Source organism: Streptomyces showdoensis (assembly GCF_039535475.1).
Classification (GTDB): Bacteria; Actinomycetota; Actinomycetes; order Streptomycetales; family Streptomycetaceae; genus Streptomyces; species Streptomyces showdoensis.
In genome coordinates, this window is the sequence record NZ_BAAAXG010000027.1 from 80,001 (window position 1) to 102,236 (window position 22,236).

At 69.2% G+C, this 22,236-nt stretch carries 17 protein-coding genes, 2 rRNA genes and 1 riboswitch (1 of these 20 cut by a window edge); of the genes, 15 read left to right on the forward strand and 4 right to left on the reverse strand.

What is annotated here, in order from left to right; translation table 11 throughout:
- From ABD981_RS33175 to ABD981_RS33230, 12 genes are all read left to right on the forward strand, one after another.
- Positions 1-2,988, forward strand: a 23S ribosomal RNA gene (locus ABD981_RS33175); it begins 132 nt to the left of the window's first position.
- A gap of 85 nt (positions 2,989-3,073) precedes the next feature.
- Positions 3,074-3,190: ribosomal RNA gene (rrf, locus tag ABD981_RS33180) — 5S ribosomal RNA — on the forward strand.
- Between the two features lie 138 nt (positions 3,191-3,328).
- Positions 3,329-3,937 (forward strand): cardiolipin synthase ClsA, encoded by a 609-nt coding sequence (gene clsA, locus ABD981_RS33185; RefSeq protein WP_046912041.1) that lies wholly within the window; start codon positions 3,329-3,331, stop codon positions 3,935-3,937.
- A 115-nt stretch (positions 3,938-4,052) separates the two neighbouring features.
- A complete protein-coding gene (locus ABD981_RS33190) occupies positions 4,053-6,548 on the forward strand; it encodes a mannose-1-phosphate guanyltransferase (protein WP_046912040.1) in 2,496 nt (831 codons plus the stop codon).
- Between the two features lie 111 nt (positions 6,549-6,659).
- Positions 6,660-7,589, forward strand: coding sequence for a DUF881 domain-containing protein (locus tag ABD981_RS33195; protein WP_046912039.1), 930 nt, complete (start codon positions 6,660-6,662; stop codon positions 7,587-7,589).
- Positions 7,586-7,918, forward strand: coding sequence for a small basic family protein (locus tag ABD981_RS33200; RefSeq protein ID WP_015032176.1), 333 nt, complete (start codon positions 7,586-7,588; stop codon positions 7,916-7,918). Before ABD981_RS33195 ends, ABD981_RS33200 begins: the two co-directional genes overlap by 4 nt.
- Positions 7,919-7,923: 5 nt before the next feature.
- Entirely contained in the window at positions 7,924-8,856 is a 933-nt protein-coding gene (locus tag ABD981_RS33205) for a DUF881 domain-containing protein (protein WP_382747866.1), read from the forward strand.
- An 82-nt stretch (positions 8,857-8,938) separates the two neighbouring features.
- Positions 8,939-9,883, forward strand: a complete 945-nt coding sequence (locus ABD981_RS33210) for an FHA domain-containing protein (protein WP_123955212.1) — start codon at positions 8,939-8,941, stop codon at positions 9,881-9,883.
- A 28-nt stretch (positions 9,884-9,911) separates the two neighbouring features.
- On the forward strand, positions 9,912-10,652 hold the full coding sequence (ftsR, locus tag ABD981_RS33215; protein WP_046912037.1) for a transcriptional regulator FtsR: 741 nt from the start codon (positions 9,912-9,914) through the stop codon (positions 10,650-10,652).
- A gap of 53 nt (positions 10,653-10,705) precedes the next feature.
- Positions 10,706-11,179, forward strand: a complete 474-nt coding sequence (locus ABD981_RS33220; protein WP_046912036.1) for a bifunctional nuclease family protein — start codon at positions 10,706-10,708, stop codon at positions 11,177-11,179.
- A 183-nt stretch (positions 11,180-11,362) separates the two neighbouring features.
- On the forward strand, positions 11,363-11,974 hold the full coding sequence (locus tag ABD981_RS33225; protein WP_205628318.1) for a MerR family transcriptional regulator: 612 nt from the start codon (positions 11,363-11,365) through the stop codon (positions 11,972-11,974).
- A 109-nt stretch (positions 11,975-12,083) separates the two neighbouring features.
- A complete protein-coding gene (locus ABD981_RS33230; RefSeq protein WP_046912034.1) occupies positions 12,084-13,463 on the forward strand; it encodes a DNA polymerase IV in 1,380 nt (459 codons plus the stop codon).
- A 105-nt stretch (positions 13,464-13,568) separates the two neighbouring features.
- Here the strand turns inward: ABD981_RS33230 and ABD981_RS33235 are convergent, their stop codons facing one another.
- On the reverse strand, positions 13,569-13,943 hold the full coding sequence (locus ABD981_RS33235) for a PRC-barrel domain-containing protein (RefSeq protein ID WP_046912033.1): 375 nt from the start codon (positions 13,941-13,943) through the stop codon (positions 13,569-13,571).
- A gap of 113 nt (positions 13,944-14,056) precedes the next feature.
- A riboswitch (glycine riboswitch) is annotated at positions 14,057-14,155 on the forward strand.
- A 180-nt stretch (positions 14,156-14,335) separates the two neighbouring features.
- Here ABD981_RS33235 and gcvP point away from each other — a divergent pair.
- The gene (gene gcvP, locus ABD981_RS33240) at positions 14,336-17,221 is read left to right on the forward strand and encodes an aminomethyl-transferring glycine dehydrogenase (protein ID WP_046912032.1); all 2,886 of its coding nucleotides are present in this window, start codon (positions 14,336-14,338) and stop codon (positions 17,219-17,221) included.
- A gap of 76 nt (positions 17,222-17,297) precedes the next feature.
- On the opposite strand, the gene ABD981_RS33245 is transcribed toward gcvP, so the two are convergent.
- Both ABD981_RS33245 and ABD981_RS33250 read right to left on the reverse strand, forming a co-directional pair.
- Positions 17,298-17,504, reverse strand: a complete 207-nt coding sequence (locus ABD981_RS33245; RefSeq protein ID WP_046912031.1) for a DUF5999 family protein — start codon at positions 17,502-17,504, stop codon at positions 17,298-17,300.
- A 304-nt stretch (positions 17,505-17,808) separates the two neighbouring features.
- Positions 17,809-18,405, reverse strand: a complete 597-nt coding sequence (locus ABD981_RS33250; RefSeq protein ID WP_046912030.1) for a hypothetical protein — start codon at positions 18,403-18,405, stop codon at positions 17,809-17,811.
- Positions 18,406-18,890: 485 nt separating this feature from the next.
- On the opposite strand from ABD981_RS33250, the gene ABD981_RS33255 reads away from it, so the two are divergent.
- Together ABD981_RS33255 and ABD981_RS33260 are read left to right on the forward strand one after the other, a co-directional pair.
- Positions 18,891-20,399 carry a glutamate-cysteine ligase family protein gene (locus tag ABD981_RS33255; protein ID WP_046912029.1) on the forward strand — a complete coding sequence of 503 codons (1,509 nt, stop codon included), beginning with the start codon at positions 18,891-18,893 and terminating at the stop codon, positions 20,397-20,399.
- A 48-nt stretch (positions 20,400-20,447) separates the two neighbouring features.
- On the forward strand, positions 20,448-21,254 hold the full coding sequence (locus tag ABD981_RS33260; protein WP_382747860.1) for a CPBP family intramembrane glutamic endopeptidase: 807 nt from the start codon (positions 20,448-20,450) through the stop codon (positions 21,252-21,254).
- Positions 21,255-21,352: 98 nt separating this feature from the next.
- Here ABD981_RS33260 and ABD981_RS33265 read toward each other — a convergent pair whose 3' ends face one another.
- Positions 21,353-22,162: a PhzF family phenazine biosynthesis protein gene (locus ABD981_RS33265; RefSeq protein WP_046912027.1), complete on the reverse strand. Its 810-nt coding sequence runs from the start codon at positions 22,160-22,162 to the stop codon at positions 21,353-21,355.
- Positions 22,163-22,236: the final 74 nt, after the last annotated feature.

The following is a 22,236-nucleotide window of genomic DNA, read 5'->3' on the forward strand; positions in this document are numbered from 1 at the left end:
CAGTCGTCATGGGCTGTCACCCATGCCTGAACACATAGGGCATGTGGAGGGAACGAGGGGAAGTGAAACATCTCAGTACCCTCAGGAAGAGAAAACAACCGTGATTCCGGGAGTAGTGGCGAGCGAAACCGGATGAGGCCAAACCGTATGCGTGTGAGACCCGGCAGGGGTTGCGCATGCGGGGTTGTGGGATCTCTTTTTCACAGTCTGCCGGCTGTGAGACGAGTCAGAAACCGTATGGATAGGCGAAGGACATGCGAAAGGTCCGGCGTAGAGGGTAAGACCCCCGTAGCTGAAATTCATGCGGCTCGTTTAAGAGACACCCAAGTAGCACGGGGCCCGAGAAATCCCGTGTGAATCTGGCGGGACCACCCGCTAAGCCTAAATATTCCCTGGTGACCGATAGCGGATAGTACCGTGAGGGAATGGTGAAAAGTACCGCGGGAGCGGAGTGAAATAGTACCTGAAACCGTGTGCCTACAAGCCGTGGGAGCGTCGGACATAGCTTGCTATGTCTCGTGACTGCGTGCCTTTTGAAGAATGAGCCTGCGAGTTTGCGGTGTGTTGCGAGGTTAACCCGTGTGGGGAAGCCGTAGCGAAAGCGAGTCCGAATAGGGCGGTTCAGTAGCACGCTCAAGACCCGAAGCGGAGTGATCTAGCCATGGGCAGGTTGAAGCGGAGGTAAGACTTCGTGGAGGACCGAACCCACCAGGGTTGAAAACCTGGGGGATGACCTGTGGTTAGGGGTGAAAGGCCAATCAAACTCCGTGATAGCTGGTTCTCCCCGAAATGCATTTAGGTGCAGCGTCGTGTGTTTCTTGCCGGAGGTAGAGCACTGGATAGGCGATGGGCCCTACCGGGTTACTGACCTTAGCCAAACTCCGAATGCCGGTAAGTGAGAGCACGGCAGTGAGACTGTGGGGGATAAGCTCCATGGTCGAGAGGGAAACAGCCCAGAGCATCGACTAAGGCCCCTAAGCGTACGCTAAGTGGGAAAGGATGTGGAGTCGCAGAGACAACCAGGAGGTTGGCTTAGAAGCAGCCACCCTTGAAAGAGTGCGTAATAGCTCACTGGTCAAGTGATTCCGCGCCGACAATGTAGCGGGGCTCAAGCGTACCGCCGAAGTCGTGTCATTGCAGCAATAAGCCCCAACGGGTGCTGTGATGGGTAGGGGAGCGTCGTGTGCCGGGTGAAGCAGCCGCGGAAGCGAGTTGTGGACGGTTCACGAGTGAGAATGCAGGCATGAGTAGCGATACACACGTGAGAAACGTGTGCGCCGATTGACTAAGGGTTCCTGGGTCAAGCTGATCTGCCCAGGGTAAGTCGGGACCTAAGGCGAGGCCGACAGGCGTAGTCGATGGACAACCGGTTGATATTCCGGTACCCGCTTTGAAACGCCCAATATCGAGCCCATTAATGCTAAGGCCGTGAAGCCGCCCCGGAGCCTTCGGGCAAAGGGGAGTGGTGGAGCCGCTGACCCAAGGTGGTAGTAGGTAAGCGATGGGGTGACGCAGGAAGGTAGTCCAGCCCGGGCGGTGGTTGTCCCGGGGTAAGGGTGTAGGCCGTGTGATAGGCAAATCCGTCACACATTAAGGCTGAGACCTGATGCCGAGCCGATTGTGGTGAAGTGGATGATCCTATGCTGTCGAGAAAAGCCTCTAGCGAGTTTCATGGCGGCCCGTACCCTAAACCGACTCAGGTGGTCAGGTAGAGAATACCGAGGCGTTCGGGTGAACTATGGTTAAGGAACTCGGCAAAATGCCCCCGTAACTTCGGGAGAAGGGGGGCCATCACTGGTGATCGGATTTACTCCGTGAGCTGGGGGTGGCCGCAGAGACCAGCGAGAAGCGACTGTTTACTAAAAACACAGGTCCGTGCGAAGCCGTAAGGCGATGTATACGGACTGACGCCTGCCCGGTGCTGGAACGTTAAGGGGACCGGTTAGCTCTGTTTCGACAGGGCGAAGCTGAGAACTTAAGCGCCAGTAAACGGCGGTGGTAACTATAACCATCCTAAGGTAGCGAAATTCCTTGTCGGGTAAGTTCCGACCTGCACGAATGGCGTAACGACTTCTCGACTGTCTCAACCATAGGCCCGGTGAAATTGCACTACGAGTAAAGATGCTCGTTTCGCGCAGCAGGACGGAAAGACCCCGGGACCTTTACTACAGTTTGATATTGGTGTTCGGTTCGGCTTGTGTAGGATAGGTGGGAGACTTTGAAGCCGTGACGCCAGTCATGGTGGAGTCGCCGTTGAAATACCACTCTGGTCGTGCTGGATGTCTAACCTCGGTCCGTGATCCGGATCAGGGACAGTGTCTGATGGGTAGTTTAACTGGGGCGGTTGCCTCCCAAAGGGTAACGGAGGCGCCCAAAGGTTCCCTCAGCCTGGTTGGCAATCAGGTGTTGAGTGTAAGTGCACAAGGGAGCTTGACTGTGAGACCGACGGGTCGAGCAGGGACGAAAGTCGGGACTAGTGATCCGGCGGTGGCTTGTGGAAGCGCCGTCGCTCAACGGATAAAAGGTACCCCGGGGATAACAGGCTGATCTTCCCCAAGAGTCCATATCGACGGGATGGTTTGGCACCTCGATGTCGGCTCGTCGCATCCTGGGGCTGGAGTCGGTCCCAAGGGTTGGGCTGTTCGCCCATTAAAGCGGTACGCGAGCTGGGTTTAGAACGTCGTGAGACAGTTCGGTCCCTATCCGCTGTGCGCGTAGGAATATTGAGAAGGGCTGTCCCTAGTACGAGAGGACCGGGACGGACGAACCTCTGGTGTGCCAGTTGTCCTGCCAAGGGCATGGCTGGTTGGCTACGTTCGGGAGGGATAACCGCTGAAAGCATCTAAGCGGGAAGCCTGCTTCGAGATGAGTATTCCCACCTCCTTGAGAGGGTAAGGCTCCCAGTAGACGACTGGGTTGATAGGCCGGATGTGGAAGCCCAGTAATGGGTGGAGCTGACCGGTACTAATAGGCCGAGGGCTTGTCCTCAGTTGCTCGCGTCCACTGTGTTAGTTCTGAAGTAACGAACTCGCCCCTCCTATGGGGGTGCGGCTTGAGTTCAACTTCATAGTGTTTCGGTGGTCATAGCGTTAGGGAAACGCCCGGTTACATTCCGAACCCGGAAGCTAAGCCTTTCAGCGCCGATGGTACTGCAGGGGGGACCCTGTGGGAGAGTAGGACGCCGCCGAACAATCATTGTGGGAAAGCCCCGCACCTTATGGTGCGGGGCTTTTCTGCGTTCACGGGCCACCCCTGTGCATCCGGTGGCCATGGCTGAGGGTAAGGTCATGGGGCACATCGTCAACTTGCTCCCACAGGAGGCCCCCGGGTGGAGGTCCAGGAGACTCGCGTTCAGACGGACCGGGTCCTCACCATCCCCAACATCCTCAGCATGGCTCGCCTCGTCGGCGTGCCACTCTTCCTGTGGTTGATCCTCCGGCCTGTGTTCGGCGGACCCAACAGCGACGGCTGGGCGCTGCTCGTCCTGGCCCTGAGTGGTGTCAGCGACTATCTCGACGGGAAGCTGGCCCGGCGCTGGAATCAGATCAGCAACCTCGGCCGGCTGCTCGACCCCGCCGCCGACCGGCTGTACATCCTTTCCACGCTCGTGGGCCTCACCTGGCGGGAGATCCTTCCGCTGTGGCTGACCGCCGTCCTTTTGGCGCGTGAGCTGATGCTGCTGGTCGCTGTGGCGATCCTCCGCCGGCACGGGTATCCGCCGCCGCAGGTGAACTTCCTCGGGAAAGCTGCCACTTTCAACTTGATGTACGCGTTCCCGTTGCTGCTGCTCAGTGACGGAACCGGCTGGCTTTCGTCACTCGCTGAAGTTTTCGGGTGGGCCTTCGCCGGATGGGGTACAACTCTGTATTGGTGGGCAGGGATCCTCTACGTGGTCCAGGTCCGTCGACTCGTGAAGGCGGATACCGCGGCCGATTGAGCCCGTCCGTCCCGTGCCGTGCAGCGTCGCCGGCAGGAACGAGGACGCCTGAGGGCCGAAAGCGGACAGGTGAAGTCGGCAGGACCGTCGTCTCTTCAAGGAGGACGCTTCCGACATGAAGGCCGTCGTGATGGCCGGTGGCGAGGGCACCCGCCTGCGCCCCATGACCTCGAGCATGCCCAAGCCTCTCTTGCCGGTCGCCAACCGGCCGATCATGGAGCACGTGCTGCGGCTGCTCAAAAGGCACGGTCTCAACGAGACCGTCGTCACCGTGCAGTTTCTCGCCTCCCTCGTCCGGAATTACTTCGGTGACGGAGAAGAGCTCGGAATGGAGCTCACGTACGCGAACGAGGAGAAACCGCTCGGCACCGCGGGGAGTGTGAAGAATGCCGAGGAGGCGTTGAAGGACGACGCCTTCGTCGTCATCTCCGGGGACGCGCTCACCGATTTCGACCTCTCCGATCTGATCGCCTTCCACAAGGAGAAGGGCGCGCTCGTCACGGTCTGTCTGACCCGGGTGCCCAATCCGCTGGAATTCGGCATCACGATCGTCGACGAGGAAGGCAAGGTCGAACGATTCCTGGAGAAGCCGACCTGGGGGCAGGTCTTCTCGGACACGGTGAACACGGGCATCTACGTCATGGAGCCCGAGGTCTTCGACTACGTCGAGCCGGACGTTCCCGTCGACTGGTCGGGTGACGTCTTCCCGCAGCTGATGAAGGAAGGCAAGCCGATCTACGGCTATGTCGCCGAGGGATACTGGGAGGACGTCGGCACCCACGAGAGCTATGTGAAGGCCCAGGCCGACGTCCTGGAGGGCAAGGTCCAGGTCGACATCGACGGCTTCGAGATCTCGCCGGGCGTCTGGGTCGCCGAAGGGGCCGAGGTCCACCCCGACGCCGTACTGCGCGGGCCGCTCTACATCGGCGACTACGCCAAGGTGGAGGCCGACGCCGAGATCCGCGAGCACACCGTGATCGGATCCAACGTCGTGGTCAAGAGCGGAGCCTTCCTGCACAAGGCCGTCATCCACGACAACGTCTACGTAGGGCCGCAGAGCAATCTGCGCGGCTGTGTCATCGGCAAGAACACCGATGTCATGCGGGCGGCCCGGATCGAGGACGGGGCGGTCATCGGCGACGAGTGCCTGATCGGTGAGGAATCGATCGTGCAGGGCAACGTCCGGGTCTACCCGTTCAAGACGATCGAGGCCGGTGCCTTCGTCAACACCTCCGTCATCTGGGAGTCGCGCGGCCAGGCGCACCTCTTCGGCGCGCGCGGGGTGTCCGGCATCCTCAACGTGGAGATCACACCCGAGCTGGCCGTGCGGCTGGCGGGCGCGTACGCCACCACGCTCAAGAAGGGCGCGACGGTCACCACCGCCCGCGACCACTCGCGCGGTGCGCGGGCGCTCAAGCGGGCGGTGATCTCCGCCCTGCAGGCCAGCGCCATCGACGTACGGGACCTGGAGAACGTGCCGCTGCCGGTGGCGCGGCAGCAGACGGCACGCGGAAGCGCCGGCGGGATCATGGTGCGGACGTCGCCGGGCGTGCCGGACTCCGTGGACATCATGTTCTTCGACGAGCGGGGTGCCGACCTGTCGCAGGCGCGACAGCGCAAGCTGGACCGGGTCTTCGCGCGGCAGGAGTACCGGCGGGCGTTCCCCGGAGAGATCGGCGACCTGTCCTTCCCGGCCAGCGTCTTCGACTCGTACACCGGCTCGCTGTTGCGGAACGTGGACACGACCGGCATCGACGAGGCGGGGCTCAAGGTCGTCGTGGACGCCTCCAACGGCAGTGCGGGGCTCGTGCTGCCCAGCCTGCTGGGACGGCTCCAGGTGGACTCGCTGACGATCAACCCCGGTCTGGACGAGTCCCGGCCGACCGAGTCGGCGGAGAGCCGGCGGGCCGGTCTCGTGCGGCTCGGGGAGATCGTGGCGTCGGCCCGGGCCGCCTTCGGGGTGCGGTTCGACCCGGTGGGCGAGCGGTTGTCGCTGGTCGACGAGCGCGGGCGGATCATCGAGGACGACCGGGCGCTGCTGGTCATGCTCGACCTGGTGGCGGCCGAGCGGAGGTCCGGGCGGGTCGCGCTGCCGGTGACGACCACGAGGATCGCCGAGCAGGTCGCCGCGTACCACGGCACCCAGGTCGAATGGACGACGACGTCCCCCGACGACCTCACCAGGGTCGGGCGCGAGGAGTCGACGATCTTCGGCGGGGACGGCCGGGGCGGGTTCATCGTGCCGGAGTTCAGCAGCGTCTTCGACGGCGCGGCCGCGTTCGTCCGGCTCATCGGACTTGTCGCGCGGACCCAGCTCACCCTCAGCCAGATCGACGCGCGGATCCCGCGGGCCCATGTGCTGAAGCGGGACATCGCCACGCCGTGGGCGGTGAAGGGCCTGGTGATGCGCCGGGTGGTGGAGGCGGCCGGGGACCGGTCCGTGGACACCACCGACGGGGTCCGGGTGGTGGAGGCCGACGGGCGCTGGGTGATGGTGCTGCCCGACCCGGCCGAGGCCGTCACCCATCTGTGGGCGGAGGGCCCGGACGACGCCTCCGCGCAGGCCCTCCTCGACGAGTGGTCGGCAGTCGTCGACAGCGCAGGTCAGTAGGGGGAGAGGGGACGCGCGGGCCCGCCGGGCCGGGAGGTGCCTGGGGGCGCCGCCCGGCCCGCCGGAGGGGCCATTCGGCGGTAGGCCGTGCGACGTGCGACGATGTGCGGCATGTCGCAGCAGCCCCCCGTTCGGAGCACAGGATCGCCCCCGCCGCGTCCGGACGCGTCCATGTCGCTGCTGAACAACGTGATCGACCACGCGCTGGACGACGGATACGCGGAGGCCTCGGCCCGTCGTGCCGCGGAGGGCGGCGGGCTGCCCCGGACGATCCGGGCCAAGCTGGGTCTCGCGGCCGGCCTGGTGCTGGCGGCGGCCGTGGTGACGCTGGGCGCGGCCGAGGCGCGGGTGTCCGCGCCGGTCGTCGCCAAGGAGCGGCAGGACCTGATCGACCGGATCGAGTCGGAGACCTCGGCGGCCGACAAGCTGGAGCAGGACGTCGAGCGGCTGCGCGGCGAGGTCGGCGAGCGGCAGCGCAAGGCGCTGGAGCAGCACGGCGGCGACCAGGGCGAAGTGGTGGCGCTGCTGTCGGGGGCGACCCCCGTGCACGGCCCCGGGGTGAAGCTGGTCGTGGACGACGCCAAGGGCGCGGACTCGGGTGGCGGCGGTCCCCGTGAGAGTGCCGGCTTCTCGGACACCGGACGGGTGCGGGACCGCGACATGCAGCGGATCGTCAACGGGCTGTGGGAGTCGGGCGCGGAGGCCGTCTCGATCAACGGGCAGCGGCTGACCGCGCTGTCGGCGATCAGGGCCGCGGGCGACGCCATACTGGTCGACAACAAGCCTCTGGTGCCGCCGTACACCGTCCTCGCCGTGGGCGACGGACAGCGGCTGAGCACCGCGTTCCAGGACAGCGCCGACGGCCAGTACCTGCACGCGCTGCAGGAGAACTTCGGGATCCGCACGAGCATCTCGGCCGAGGGCGACGTCCGTCTGCCGGCCGCGCCGAGCCTGATCGTACGTACAGCAGAGCCGAGGGGAGCCGGGGCGGCCAAGGCCACCGGGCGGGCCACGGCCGATACAGGGAAGGGCACATCTTGATCGCCGTACTGGGCCTGATCGTGGGAGTCGTGGTCGGACTGTTGGTCCGGCCCGAGGTTCCGGCGGTGGTCGAGCCCTATCTTCCGATCGCCGTGGTCGCCGCCCTGGACGCGGTCTTCGGCGGCCTGCGCGCCATGCTCGACGGGATCTTCGTCGACAAGGTCTTCGTGGTGTCGTTCCTGTCGAACGTGGTCGTGGCCGCGCTGATCGTCTTCCTCGGCGACAAGCTGGGCGTGGGCGCGCAGTTGTCGACCGGTGTGGTCGTCGTCCTCGGCATCCGGATCTTCTCCAACGCCGCCGCCATCCGGCGGCACGTGTTCCGGGCGTGAGGCCGATGAGCGACAACCACAGCAACGAGGGCAACGAGGGCAACGACCCGGCCGACAGGGAGGAGCGGGCCGACAAGGCCGGCGCCGACCGGGCCGACGGGGCTCCGGTCGTCCCGGGTCCGGACGCACGGCCGCTCGGGGCCGAGGGCGGGGGACCGCGGGACGAATCCGCACCCTCGGCGCCCTCCGCATCCTCCGCGGCTCCGTCCCGGCCGGAGGCGTCCGGACGGGCGCGGCTCGCGGCGAGCCTGTGGCCGCCGCGGGTGACCCGGGCCCAACTGGTGGTCGCGCTGCTGCTGTTCGTGCTGGGTCTCGGGCTGGCCATCCAGGTCCGGTCCACCAGCGACAACAGCGCGCTGCGCGGCGCCCGCCAGGAGGACCTGGTGCGGATCCTCGACGAGCTCGACGACCGCACCCAGCGCCTCGAGGACGAGAAGACCCGCCTCGACAGCCAGCGCTCGGAGCTGGAGTCCAGCTCCGACCAGGCCGAGGAGGCCCGCAAGCAGACCCAGGAGAAGCAGCAGCAGCTCGGCATCCTGGCCGGTACGGTCGCCGCGGAGGGCCCCGGCATCACCCTGACGATCACGGACTCCACGGGCGCCATCGAGTCGGACATGCTCCTCGACGCGATCCAGGAGCTGCGCGCCGCGGGCGCGGAGGCGATCCAGGTCAACGGCGTCCGGGTGGTCGCGGACAGCTACTTCTCAGGAAGTGGAAGCGACATGCGGATCGATGGAACGAAGGTGGCCGCTCCGTACGTCTTCAAGGTCATCGGCAAGCCGGAGGATCTCGAGCCCGCGCTCAACATCCCCGGTGGCGTCGTCCAGACACTGGAGAAGGAGCAGGCCACGGCCACGGTGCAGCGTTCCGGGAAGATCGTCGTCGACGCCTTGCGGCCTGCGAAGCGGCCTGACTACGCTCAGTCGTCCTCGCAGTGAGGCGGGGGGCGATGACGGTCACGCGGCAAGGGCATGACGTTGCGGGGGGTCGCCGCACCACAAGGGTGGTGCGTGGTGGAAACTGTCGAGTGGTTACGGACGTTGTGAAGATGTCCGGGTCGGCAGGTGTGTTGAGTCAGGGTTCGTCCTGCCCCACGGGCGGGTCTGTTTCGGTCAAGGGGAATCGCCCGTGAAGTGGTTTTCGAAGTTGTTCGGCAAGAGCGCAAGCGAGGACGGCGGCAACGCCAGGCACCGCGCGCCGCGCCACGCCCAGAGCGAGGAACAGGGCGGCGAGCGCCCGCTCTTCCGCGACGAGGTCGGCGGCCGGGGCGGTGACATTCCGGGCGCACAGGGCGCGTCGTCTGTTGACCCTGCCGGTGCCGCGCGCATAGGTTTCGGAGAACCATCAACCTCAGGTACGGGTGGAGGGTTTGCGCCCGATCCGTACGCGACGCAGACCTCCGCGGGGCAGCCGCGACAGGAGGACGGCATGCCGGTGTGTACGAGGTGCGGTCACCGCAACACGGCGGACAGCCGCTTCTGCTCCCACTGCGGTGCGCCGCTGCGGGGCGGGGTGGCTCCGGAGCGGGCCTCCGAGACCACCTCGACGATCTCCATCTCGGGTCTCGAGGCCTACGACTCGGAGGTCACCGGACAGACCGCGCTCCCGTCGCTGTCGGCCGAGGCGCTGGCCGCGGTCGAGGCCCTGCCGGGCGGTGCGGCGCTGCTCATCGTGCGCCGCGGCCCGAACTCGGGCAGCCGCTTCCTGCTGGACGGCGAGCTGACCACGGCCGGCCGTCACCCGCAGAGCGACATCTTCCTGGACGACGTGACCGTCTCGCGTCGCCACGTGGAGTTCCGTCGGCAGCCGGACGGCACCTTCCAGGTGTCGGACGTCGGCAGCCTCAACGGCACCTATGTCAACCGGGAGCCGATCGAGTCGGTCTCGGTCGTGCTGTCCAACGGCGACGAGGTGCAGATCGGCAAGTACCGGCTCGTGTTCTTCGCGAGCCAGCGGGGCGTGTGACGCCCCGGAGAACCTTCAGGGAAGGTCCATGCTGCGAACACCGACGGGCGGTGCCGGACACGGCACCGCCGCCGCGGGCGAGCTGGTCAGCATCGGTACGGTGCTGAGCCGGCTGCGCGACGAGTTTCCCGAAGTGACCATCTCCAAGATCCGGTTCCTGGAGGCCGAGGGGCTCGTCGAGCCCCAGCGCACGGCCTCCGGGTACCGGAAGTTCAGCCCGCGGGACGTCGAGCGGCTCGCTCAGATCCTGCGGATGCAGCGGGACCACTACCTCCCGCTGAAGGTCATCCGCGAGCACCTGGACGCGCTGGAGCGCGGTGAGCAGATCAAGCTGCCCTCGCCCAGTCCGCAGCGGGACCTGCTCGACGGGGCCTGGGAGACGGAGGGCGAGCGCCCCACCGCCGCCCGGATCGGCCGCTCGGAGCTGCTCGCCGCGGCGGAGGTCACCGAGGCGGAGCTGGTCGAGTGGGAGTCGTACGGCCTGATCGCGCCGGTCGAGGGCGGCGGGTACGACGCCGAGACCGTCACCGTCGCCAAACTGGTGGCGGATCTGGGGAGATTCGGCCTGGAACCCCGCCATCTGAGGGCCGTCAAGGCGGCCGCGGAGCGCGAGGCCGGGCTGGTCGAACAGATGGTCGCCCCGCTGCGCCGGCACCGCAATCCGCAGACCAGGGCCCATGCCGAGGCGACCGCCAAGGAGCTCGCCGGGCTCTCCGTACGCCTCCACGCGGCACTGGTCCAGACCGCCCTGGGACTGCGGCTGCAGTGATCCGCGGACGGCCCGACTACCCAAACCGGTCGGGCACGTCCTAGGGTTGCTGTGTGAACGAGCTCGACGTTGTGGGTGTCCGGGTGGAAATGCCCTCCAACCAGCCGATCGTGCTCCTGCGTGAAGTGGGAGGCGATCGGTACCTCCCCATCTGGATCGGACCCGGAGAGGCGACCGCGATCGCCTTCGCCCAGCAGGGCATGGCCCCTGCCAGGCCGCTGACGCACGACCTCTTCAAGGACGTGCTGGAGGCCGTGGGGCAGGAGCTCACCGAGGTCCGCATCACGGATCTGCGTGACGGGGTCTTCTACGCCGAGCTGGTCTTCGCCAGCGGCGTCGAGGTGAGCGCCCGGCCGTCCGACGCGATAGCCCTCGCACTGCGCACCGGGACGCCGATCTACGGCAGCGACGGGGTGCTCGACGACGCGGGGATCGCGATTCCGGACGAGCAGGAGGACGAGGTGGAGAAGTTCCGCGAGTTCCTCGACCAGATCTCGCCGGAGGACTTCGAGACCGGCAACCAGTAGGCCCCATGCGGCCGTGGCCGCGGGCCGCCCTCGGCGCATTCGAGTAGCCTTTCCCCGGAGAGGGGCACGTGAAACCACTCTCAGGGTGATTATCACTCGGCGTGCCGAGTGTGGCGATCGTTGACGCACCCCGAGTGACTGCCTACCTTCGAGTGGGCAGGTCAAGGACGGAGGGTCGGCGTGATGAGCAGCGGCGACGGTACGGCAGGGGGCTTCCTGGGGCGTGCCCCCGGGGAGAAGGGCCCGTATCCGCTTCACGGCAGTGTGGGCGACCTCGGCGGGGACGTGAGCGCAGGCCCGGAGGACGTCGGCTACCGCGGCCCCACGGCCTGTGCGGCGGCCGGCATCACCTACCGGCAGCTGGACTACTGGGCGCGCACCGGGCTCGTCGAGCCGAGCGTGCGGCCCGCGTACGGCTCCGGCACGCAGCGGCTGTACAGCTTCCGCGACGTCGTGGTCCTCAAGATCGTCAAGCGTTTCCTGGACACCGGGGTCGCGCTGCAGAACATCCGGGCCGCCGTGCAGCACCTGCGCGCCCGGGGCTTTCGCGACCTCGAGCGGATGACGCTCATGAGCGACGGCGCCACCGTGTACGAGTGCTCCTCGCCGGACGAGGTCGTGGACCTGCTCCAGGGCGGCCAGGGCGTCTTCGGCATCGCCGTCGGAGTGGTGTGGCGGGACGTCGAGGCGGCGCTGTCGCAGCTGCACGGCGAGCGCATCGACACGGGCGAGACGCTGATCGGGCACAATCCGGCGGACGAGCTGGCGCGGCGGCGGCGGGACCGGGCGGTCTGAGTCCGTCTGCGGGGCCGTCCGCCTCCGGGCGGGCCCGTCGCTCCGGTCGGGACGGACGCGTGGCGCGCGTGCGGGGGCGTTGTCAGTGGCGTAGGGCAGCATCGGAGACGTGAGAGCCGCGCCCACGATCCTGCATCTCGACATGGACGCCTTCTTCGCCGCGGCGGAGCAGGCGTCGAAGCCGAGCCTGCGCGGGAAGCCGGTCGTCGTGGGCGGCCTCGGGCCCCGCGGGGTGGTGGCGACGGCCTCGTACGAGGCGCGGCGCTTCGGGGTGCACTCGGCGATGCCCATGGCGCAGGCGCGGCGGCTCGCGCCGAACGCGGCCTATCTGGTGCCCCGCTTCGCCTTCTACCGGGCGATCAGCGGGCAGGTCATGGAGCTGCTCGGGCGGCTCTCCCCGCTCGTCGAGCCGCTCAGCCTGGACGAGGCCTTCGTGGACCTGGAGGCCGGGGGACTCGCCGACGACAGCGCGAGCGCGCGGGCCACGGGGGAGCGGCTGCGCCGGGACATCCTCGGGACGACCGGGCTGACCGGGTCGGTCGGTCTCGCCGGGTCCAAGATGCTCGCGAAGATCGCCTCGGAGGAGGCGAAGCCGGACGGGCTGATGCTCATCGAGCCCGGCACCGAGCGGGAGCTGCTCGGACCGCGTTCGGTGCGGATCATCCCCGGCGTCGGGCCCGCCACCGGGGAGCACCTGCGGCGGGCCGGGATCACGACGGTCGCCGAGGTGGTCGAGGCGGGCGAGGACGAGCTCGTACGGCTGCTGGGACGGGCGCACGGGGGTTCGCTGTACCTGATGGCCCTCGGGCACGACGACCGGCCCGTGGTGGCCGAGCGGGACGCGAAGTCGGTCTCCGTGGAGGACACCTTCGACGTGGACCTGCACGACCGGCTGCGGATCCGGCTGGAGGTGGAGCGGCTCGCCGAGCGGTGCGTGGCGCGGCTGCGGGGCTCCGGGCACTCGGGGCGGACCATCGTCCTGAAGGTGCGCCGGTACGACTTCTCGACGCTGACCCGCTCCGAGACGCTGCGGGGGCCCACGGACGACCCCGTGGTGGTGCGGGAGGCGGCGGCGCGGCTCCTCGACCTGGTGGACACCACGGGCGGGGTGCGGCTGCTCGGGGTCGGGGTGAGCGGGCTCGCCGACTACACGCAGGAGGACCTGTTCGCCCAGGCGGAGGCGGAGGCCCGGGCGGAGGCCGTCGCGGAGGCCGAGGCGGGCCCCGAGCCCGCCGAGCCCGCGCCGCCCGGGGCCGGGGCCGCGGAGAGCGCCGAGCGGCACTGGGCGCCCGGGCGGGACGTGCGGCACGCGGAGTACGGGGCCGGCTGGGTGCAGGGGAGCGGGGTCGGGCGGGTCACCGTCCGGTTCGAGGAGCCGGGGGCGGTGGTGCCGGGGCGGGTGCGGACCTTCTCCGTGGACGACCCGGAGCTGGAGCCCTCGGACCCGTTGCCGCTGGTGCCGGGCGGGGTGACGGGCGCGGCGGCCTGAGGGGCTGCGGGGGCTCCCGGTCTTCGGCCGGGCAGGGGGTACCCCACCCGCGCCCGTCGAGCCGCCGGTGCTCGGAGGTGCGGGTGGTCCCGTGGAATGCCGACGCTACGCGTCCTCCTGGCCCGCCAGACGGCCGAAGTCCCGGGGGGTGGTGTCCGGGGGCGGGGGCGGGAGGGCGAGGCTGTAGTGGCGGTAGAGCTGGAGTTCCTGTTCGGGGGAGAGATGGCGGCCCACGCCGAAGTCGGGGGCGTCCTTGATGAGGGCGCGCTCGTACGGGATGTGAAGGCCGTCGTTCACCAGCTCGCTCGGCTCCAGGGGGACGAACGCGTCGCGGCTGAACAGGCCGGTCCGCACCGCCGCCCATTCGGGGACGCCCGTCGCGTCGTCCAGGTACACCTCGTCCACGGTCCCGATCTTGTGTCCGTTCCGGTCGAACGCCTTGCGGCCGATCAGGCTGCGCGGATCGATGTCGGTCTGCACGGTCCCTCCAACTGGTCGCAACTGCTCTACACCCCTACGAAAGTGCACAACTGGGATGTCGGCCACTTGAGCGACTGCAGGCTCAACCGCGCTGGTAGGCTGGCTGTGGCTGTCGACCCTGCGCGGGAGAGTCCTCCGAAGAAACCTTTCGGAGGCGCCGAAGGAGCAAATCCTCCCCGGAATCTCTCAGGCCCCCGTACCGCGCGGACGAGGTCACTCTGGAAAGCAGGGCGGGCGTCGACGGCATCCGCTCTCACCGACGGTGAAAGCCGGTCCTGCCGTCAGGCATGCCCGGTGAAGCTCTCAGGTTGAGATGACAGAGGGGGAGGCCGTCCGGGCACCCGCGCCGTGGTGCCCCTCGCAGGTCGTGACGACCAGGAGGCCCCCGCAGCATGACCGCCAACCGCATTCCGCTCTCCGAGCTCGAGCAGGGCATTCCCTTCGAGCAGCGGCACATCGGGCCCGACGCCGAGGCGCGGGCGAAGATGCTCGCCCAGGTCGGTTACGGCTCCCTCGACGAGCTGACGGCCGCGGCCGTGCCGGACGTCATCAAGAACGCCGAGGCGCTCGGCCTGCCGGCCGCCCGCACCGAGGCCGAGGTGCTGGCCGAGCTCCGCGAGCTGGCCGACCGCAACCAGGTGCTCGCCCCGATGATCGGGCTCGGCTACTACGGGACCTTCACCCCGCCGGTCATCCTGCGGAACGTGATGGAGAACCCGGCCTGGTACACGGCCTACACCCCGTACCAGCCGGAGATCTCCCAGGGCCGCCTGGAGGCCCTGCTGAACTTCCAGACCATGGTCGCCGACCTCACCGGTCTGCCCACCTCCGGCGCCTCGCTGCTCGACGAGGGCACCGCGGCCGCCGAGGCCATGGCGCTGTCCCGCCGGGTCGGCAAGGTGAAGAACGGCGTGTTCCTCGTGGACGCCGACGCCCTGCCGCAGACCATCGCCGTCATCGAGACCCGTGCCGAGCCCACCGGGGTCGAGGTCGTCGTCGCCGACCTCTCGGCCGGCATCCCCGCCGAGATCGCCGAGCGCGGCGTCTTCGGCGTGCTGCTCCAGTACCCCGGTGCCTCCGGCGCCGTGCGCGACATCAAGCCGGTCATCGACCAGGCCCACGAGCTCGGCGCGATCGTCACCGTCGCCGCCGACCTGCTCGCGCTGACCCTGCTCGCCTCGCCCGGCTCGCTCGGCGCCGACATCGCCGTCGGCACCACCCAGCGCTTCGGCGTCCCGATGGGCTTCGGCGGTCCGCACGCCGGCTACATGGCCGTCCAGGACAAGCACGCCCGCTCGCTCCCCGGCCGCCTGGTCGGCGTCTCCGTCGACGCCGACGGCAACAAGGCGTACCGCCTGGCCCTGCAGACCCGCGAGCAGCACATCCGCCGCGAGAAGGCCACCAGCAACATCTGCACCGCCCAGGTGCTGCTCGCCGTCATGGCCGGCATGTACGCCGTCTACCACGGTCCCGAGGGGCTGAAGGGCATCGCCCGCCGCACCCACCGGTACGCCGCCATCCTCGCCGCCGGTCTGAGGGCGGGCGGCGTGGAGCTGGTCCAGGGCGCCTTCTTCGACACCCTCACCGCCCGCGTGCCGGGCCGCGCCGACGCCGTCGTCGCCGCCGCCCGCGAGGCCGGCGTCAACCTGTACCGCGTCGACGCCGACCGCGTCTCGCTGTCCTGCGACGAGACCACGACGCGCGCGCAGCTCGCCGCCGTCTGGGCCGCCTTCGGCGTCACCGCCGACATCGACGCCCTGGACGCCGCCACCGAGGACGCGCTGCCCGTCGACGCGCTGCGCTCGGACGCGTTCCTGACCCACCCGGTCTTCCACGCGCACCGCTCCGAGACCTCGATGCTGCGCTACCTGCGCCGCCTCTCCGACCGCGACTACGCGCTCGACCGCGGCATGATCCCGCTCGGCTCCTGCACCATGAAGCTGAACGCGACCACCGAGATGGAGCCGGTGACCTGGCCCGAGTTCGGCCAGATCCACCCGTTCGCCCCCATCGAGCAGGCCGGCGGCTACGTCACGCTCATCACCGAGCTGGAGGAGCGCCTCGCCGAGGTCACCGGCTACGACAAGGTCTCCATCCAGCCGAACGCCGGTTCGCAGGGTGAGCTGGCCGGTCTGCTCGCGGTCCGCGCGTACCACCGCGCCAACGGCGACCTGCAGCGCACCGTCTGTCTGATCCCGTCCTCCGCCCACGGCACCAACGCCGCCTCCGCGGTGATGGCCGGCATGAAGGTCGTCGTCGTCAAGACCGCCGACGACGGCGAGGTCGACGTCGCGGACCTGCGCGCCAAGATCGAGCAGTACCGTGACGAGCTGTCCGTGCTGATGATCACCTACCCGTCCACGCACGGCGTGTTCGAGGAGCACGTCGCGGACATCTGCGCCGAGGTGCACGAGGCCGGCGGTCAGGTGTACGTCGACGGTGCCAACCTCAACGCGCTGGTGGGTCTCGCCAAGCCGGGCAAGTTCGGCGGCGACGTCTCGCACCTGAACCTGCACAAGACCTTCTGCATCCCGCACGGCGGCGGCGGCCCGGGCGTCGGCCCGGTCGGCGTCCGGGCGCACCTCGCCCCGTACCTGCCGAACCACCCGCTCCAGCCCACCGCGGGCCCGGAGACCGGCGTCGGCCCGATCTCGGCGGCCCCGTGGGGCTCGGCCGGCATCCTGCCGATCTCCTGGTCGTACGTGCGCCTGATGGGCGGCGAGGGCCTCAAGCGCGCCACCCAGGTGGCCGTCCTCGCGGCGAACTACATCGCCAAGCGTCTGGAGCCGCACTTCCCGGTGCTCTACACCGGTCCGGCCGGCCTGGTGGCCCACGAGTGCATCGTGGACCTGCGCCCGCTGTCCAAGGCGACCGGTGTCAGCGTCGACGACATCGCCAAGCGTCTGATCGACTACGGCTTCCACGCGCCGACCATGTCCTTCCCGGTGGCCGGCACGCTGATGATCGAGCCGACCGAGTCCGAGGACCTGACCGAGCTCGACCGCTTCTGCGACACGATGATCGCGATCCGCGCGGAGATCGAGAAGGTGGCCTCCGGCGAGTGGCCGCTGGAGGACAACCCGCTGAGCAACGCCCCGCACACCGCGGCGGCGCTGGGCGGCGAGTGGAACCACCCGTACACCCGTGACGAGGCGGTCTTCCCGGCCGGCGTCTCGGCCGCCGACAAGTACTGGCCGCCGGTCCGCCGGATCGACGGCGCGTTCGGCGACCGCAACCTGGTCTGCTCCTGCCCGCCGCTGGACGAGTACGACAACTGAGCACGACCCTGAGCACGGCATGAGGGCCGGTCCGGAGCATTCTCCGGGCCGGCCCTCGGCGTTTCGTCAGGGTGGCTCAGGCCGCCGTCGTCACACTGGCCGCCGTCAGCGGCCGGTGCGGGGCGATGATCTGGCCGTCCGGCAGCAGCTCACCGGTGTCCTCGAAGAGCAGGACCCCGTTGCACAGCAGGCTCCAGCCCTGCTCCGGGTGGTGTGCCACGAGTCGTGCCGCCTCACGGTCGGCGGAGTGGGCGGTGGGACAGGCAGGCTGGTGCTGGCACATGGGTGGGTTCTTTCGCTGCGTCGTGGTGGATGTCCTGCGGCTCTTCGGATGCATCGCCGCCCCCGTCGGTCGGTTCGGTTCCGGTCCAGTCTTGCCCCATGGACGGCCTTCCGCAGGTATTTCACGGCAGCTCGTCCTCTCCTGGGAAGACGCATCACCCTCAGGGGCGGTTCAGGTCAACTGCACGGTCTCTTCGGGGGGTTCGGGGTGGTCCGAGCGGGCTAGTCCGAACGGGAGGGGTGCTCGGACAGCAGTGCGCCCCGGGACCGTCGGGTCCCGGGGCGCGGGCTGCGCGTGCGGTGGATCAGGCGGGCGCCGCGGAGCCCAGCAGGGGCGGCGGCGCGAGGCGCAGGCTGAGCACGGGCAGGAGGTCGGCGACCCGGTAGGGGTGGTTGGCCGCGATGCCGGGGGGTGCGGGGGAGAGCGGCACGAGGAGGTCGGCCGGACCGGGGACGGTGGTGTGGCCGTCTGCGTCCGGGTCGGCGTGCAGCCACAGGGTCAGCATGTACAGCTCCGGTACGGACAGCAGCCGCGGCTGGTACGCGGTGCACAGCGCCTCGGCCTGGATCAGGGCCCGCTCGGTGGAGGAGACGTAGGGACCCTCGAAGAAGTGGGAGAAGGACCAGCCGTCGGGAGTGAGCATGGTGTCCGCGGCGGCGATGGCGCGGTCCCCGCTCCTGATCAGGAAGCGCCACCCGGCCAGCCGGGTGCGGGGCCGGCCCGCCGGACCGGTGGCACCGGCCACTCCCAGCACGTGCACGGGCAGGGGCAGTTCGGGGCTCAGCGGTCCTTGCGCGGCTCGCAGTGCGGGGGTGCGGGCCTCACAGACGGCCGTCGGCGAGCCGAGGGCCGTGAGGACACTGCGAAGGGCCGGCGCGGGGGCCGGGGAGGGTCGGAGCATGGTGGGTCGCCTCTCACTCAAGAGACACGGTGACGCATGGGCAGGTACGACGGCGCTGTCGGCGGCGGGGTCAGAGAGGGGGGGCCATGAGGCCATGGCCGGGCGCCAACACTCTGCCTCGTTCGCGGAGTTTATACGACACGTGTTCACACAGTGTTTCCGCTAGACGGCGCCGATATTCCTGACAAGGAGTCATTCGGTCGTATTTCCACGGCGATTCGGTGGAATGCCCGCGTCCGGCGGAACGCCTGCCTGCACTTTCTCGCGGGAGGCGGTCGGCCGAATCCCGATCCCCCGGTGCCGGACAATATGACATTGGTATATGTCGATTGCCCGTTGCTCTCGGGTACTGCCGCTGGAGAGTCGGTCCAGACTATCCGCCAACCCATCCGTACCGCAGGAGTTATGGATCAGTCGGGTGGGCATCATCGTCCGTGACGCTCGCGGCCGTCGTGGCGGCTGCCCACTCGGGGAGGGACCCTTCGATGGGGGAGAAGGTCGTGACGGACGGGTTCGGCCCGTCCGACCGACAGCGCTACCGCCGAAAGCTGCAGCAGTGTCTCGCGGGACTCGCGAGGCTCCTGGCGGAGAAACGATTCGACCGGCCGCGCAATCTCATGGGCATGGAGATCGAACTCAATCTCGCGGGCGAGGACGGCCTGCCCAGGATGCTCAACGCGCCGGTGCTCGACCGTATCGCGAGCCCGGATTTCCAGACCGAACTCGGTTTGTTCAACCTGGAAGTGAACATCACTCCGCACCGGCTCGGCGGCCATGTTTTCGACCGGCTCGCGGAGGAACTCAGGACCGGGCTCGGATATGCCGACCGCAAGGCCGCCGAACTCGGCGCCGGGGTCGTCATGATCGGCATACTGCCGACCCTCACCCGGGACGACGCGGTGCTCGACAACCTCTCCGCCGCCGACCGCTACCTGCTCCTCAACAACCAGATCCTCGCCGCCCGCGGCGAGGACTTCACGCTCGACATCCACGGGGTGGAGCGCCTGCTCTGCACCTCGTCCTCGATCGTGCCGGAGGCGGCCTGCACGTCGGTGCAGCTGCACCTGCAGGTGACCCCGCCCCGCTTCGCGGCGGTGTGGAACGCGGCGCAGGCCATCGCCGGGGTCCAGATAGCCGTCGGCGCCAACGCGCCCTTCCTCTTCGGCCGGGAGCTGTGGCGGGAGTCCCGGCCGCCGCTGTTCACGCAGGCCACCGACACCAGGACCCCGGAGCTCCAGGCCCAGGGGGTGCGCCCGCGCACCTGGTTCGGGGAGCGCTGGGTGGACTCGGCGTACGACCTCTTCGAGGAGAACCTGCGCTACTTCCCGTCGCTGCTGCCGCTGTGCGACGACGAGGACCCGCTGCGCGTCCTGGACGAGGGCGGGGTGCCCAGGCTCCAGGAGCTGGTCCTCCACAACGGCACCGTCTACCGCTGGAACCGGCCCGTGTACGGCTGGGTCGACGGCGTCCCGCACCTGAGGGTGGAGAACCGGGTACTGCCGGCCGGGCCGACCGTCACCGACGTCGTCGCCAACGCGGCCTTCTACTACGGGCTGGTCCGGGCGCTCGCGGACGACTCGCGTCCGGTCTGGAGGCGGATGGCGTTCCAGGACGCCGAGCACAACTTCGACACCGCGTGCCGCCACGGCATCGAGGCCGAGCTGCGCTGGCCCCGCTCCGGCCGCTCGGGCGGCCTCGCGACCGTACCGGCGGTGCGCCTGGTCCTGGACGAGCTGCTGCCGCTGGCCGCCGCCGGGCTCGACGCCTGGCACGTGGAGCCGCGGGACCGCGACTTCTACCTGGGCGTGATCGAGGAGCGCTGCCGGCGGCGGGTCAACGGGGCCTCGTGGCAGGCCGACACCTTCCACCGGGCGCTGGACTCCGGCCTCGGCCGCGAGGCGGCGCTCGCGGCCACCACCCGCCGCTACCGCGAGCTGATGCTGACCGGCGAGCCCGTGCACAGCTGGCCGGTGGGGGTGGAGGCCGCCTCGTAGGTAGGGTTCCCGTACCCGGATCGCCGTGGGGAATGGGAGACAGGTGTGGTGTCTGAGCAACGAGTGGTGGACGCTTCCCTGCCCCCGGACGGGCTGCCGCGCCGGGTCCTGCGCGACGAGACGCTGATCGTCCTCGCGCTGTCGCTCGGCGCGAGCGGGGTCTCCGCCCTCATCAGCTTCATCGGCTCGCTGACCAAGCCGGGCGCGCTCAAGGAGCAGGCCGCCACGCTCAACGGCTCGTACGCGCCGGGGCGGCCCTGGCTCGACCTCGCCTGGCAGCTCTTCGGCATCGCCAGTGCGCTGGTCCCGGTCGTCCTCGTCGCGCATCTGCTGCTGCGCGAGGGCGCCGGGGTGCGCGGGCTGCGGGCGATCGGCTTCGACCGCACCCGGCCGTGGCCGGACCTGGGGCGCGGGGCGCTGGTCGCGGCCGGCATCGGCAGCGCGGGCCTCGCCTTCTACCTGGGGGCCCGGGCGGCCGGGTTCAACCTCACGGTGGTGCCCGAGTCGCTGCCCGACGTGTGGTGGAAGTACCCGGTCCTGGTGCTGTCGGCGATCCAGAACTCCGTGCTGGAGGAGGTCGTCGTCGTCGGCTACCTGCTGCGCCGGCTGGACCAGTTGGGCTGGTCGCCGCGGGCCTCGATGGCGGCCAGCGCGGTGCTGCGCGGTTCGTACCACCTCTACCAGGGCATCGGCGGCTTCATCGGCAACATGGTGATGGGCGTGGTCTTCGTGTGGCTGTACCGCCGCTGGGGCCGGGTGGGGCCGCTGGTGGTCGCGCACGCACTGCTCGACATCGTGGCCTTCGTCGGATACGGGCTGCTCGCCGGGAAGGTGGGGTGGCTGCCGACCCCGTGAGGCGGCAGCCCGGCCGCGTGCGGCGGGTGACACGAGGAGGGGCGTACGGCATCGGCCGTGCGCCCCTCCTCGTGTTCTCGGCCCTGTCCTGTCCGGGCTCAGCCGTGCAGTTCGCCGTCGATGACGGTGACCGCGTGGCCGTTCAGGAGGGTGCGGTCGCCGCGCAGCCGGGTGCGGACGATCCCGGTGCGCGCGCCGCCCTGGAAGCCGGTCAGCTCGTCGCGTCCGAAGCGGGCGGACCAGTAGGGCGCGAGGGCGGTGTGGGCGCTGCCCGTCACCGGGTCCTCGTCGATGCCCACGGCGGGGAAGAAGCCGCGCGAGACGAACTGGTAGGCGCCCTCGGGCCGGTCCGCGATCGCGGTGGCGATGATCCCCCGCCCGGAGAGGACGGCGAGGGCGGCGAAGTCGGGGGCGAGGGCGCGCACGGTCCCCTCGTCGCGGAGCTCGACGACGAGGTCGCCGATGTGGGAGGCGGTGTCGTGGACCGCGACGGGCTCGGCGCCGAGCGCCTTCGCCAGGCCCTCGGGGGTGTCCACCCGGGTCAGCGATGAGGTCGGGAAGTCCAGCGTGAGGGTGCCGTCGGGCTCCGCGGTCGCGCTGAGGATCCCGCAGCGCGCGGCGAAGCGGACCGTGCCGGTGGCGGTGCCCGTGGTGTGCAGGACGTGCGCGGTGGCCAGGGTGGCGTGGCCGCACATGTCGACCTCGGTGGTCGGGGTGAACCAGCGCAGCGCCCAGTCCGCCTCGCCGCCCGGCGGCAGCGGGTGGGCGAAGGCGGTCTCCGAGAGGTTGACCTCGGCGGCCACTTGCTGGAGCCAGGCGTCCTCCGGGAACGAGTCGAGGAGCAGGACTCCGGCGGGGTTGCCGGAGAAGGGCCGGTCGGTGAAGGCGTCGACGATACGAATCCGCATGAGCCGGACCGTACCGGAGCCGCGGAAGCACCGGCCAAGGCCAATCCCGGAGCACTGGACCGGTCGGGGCGGGA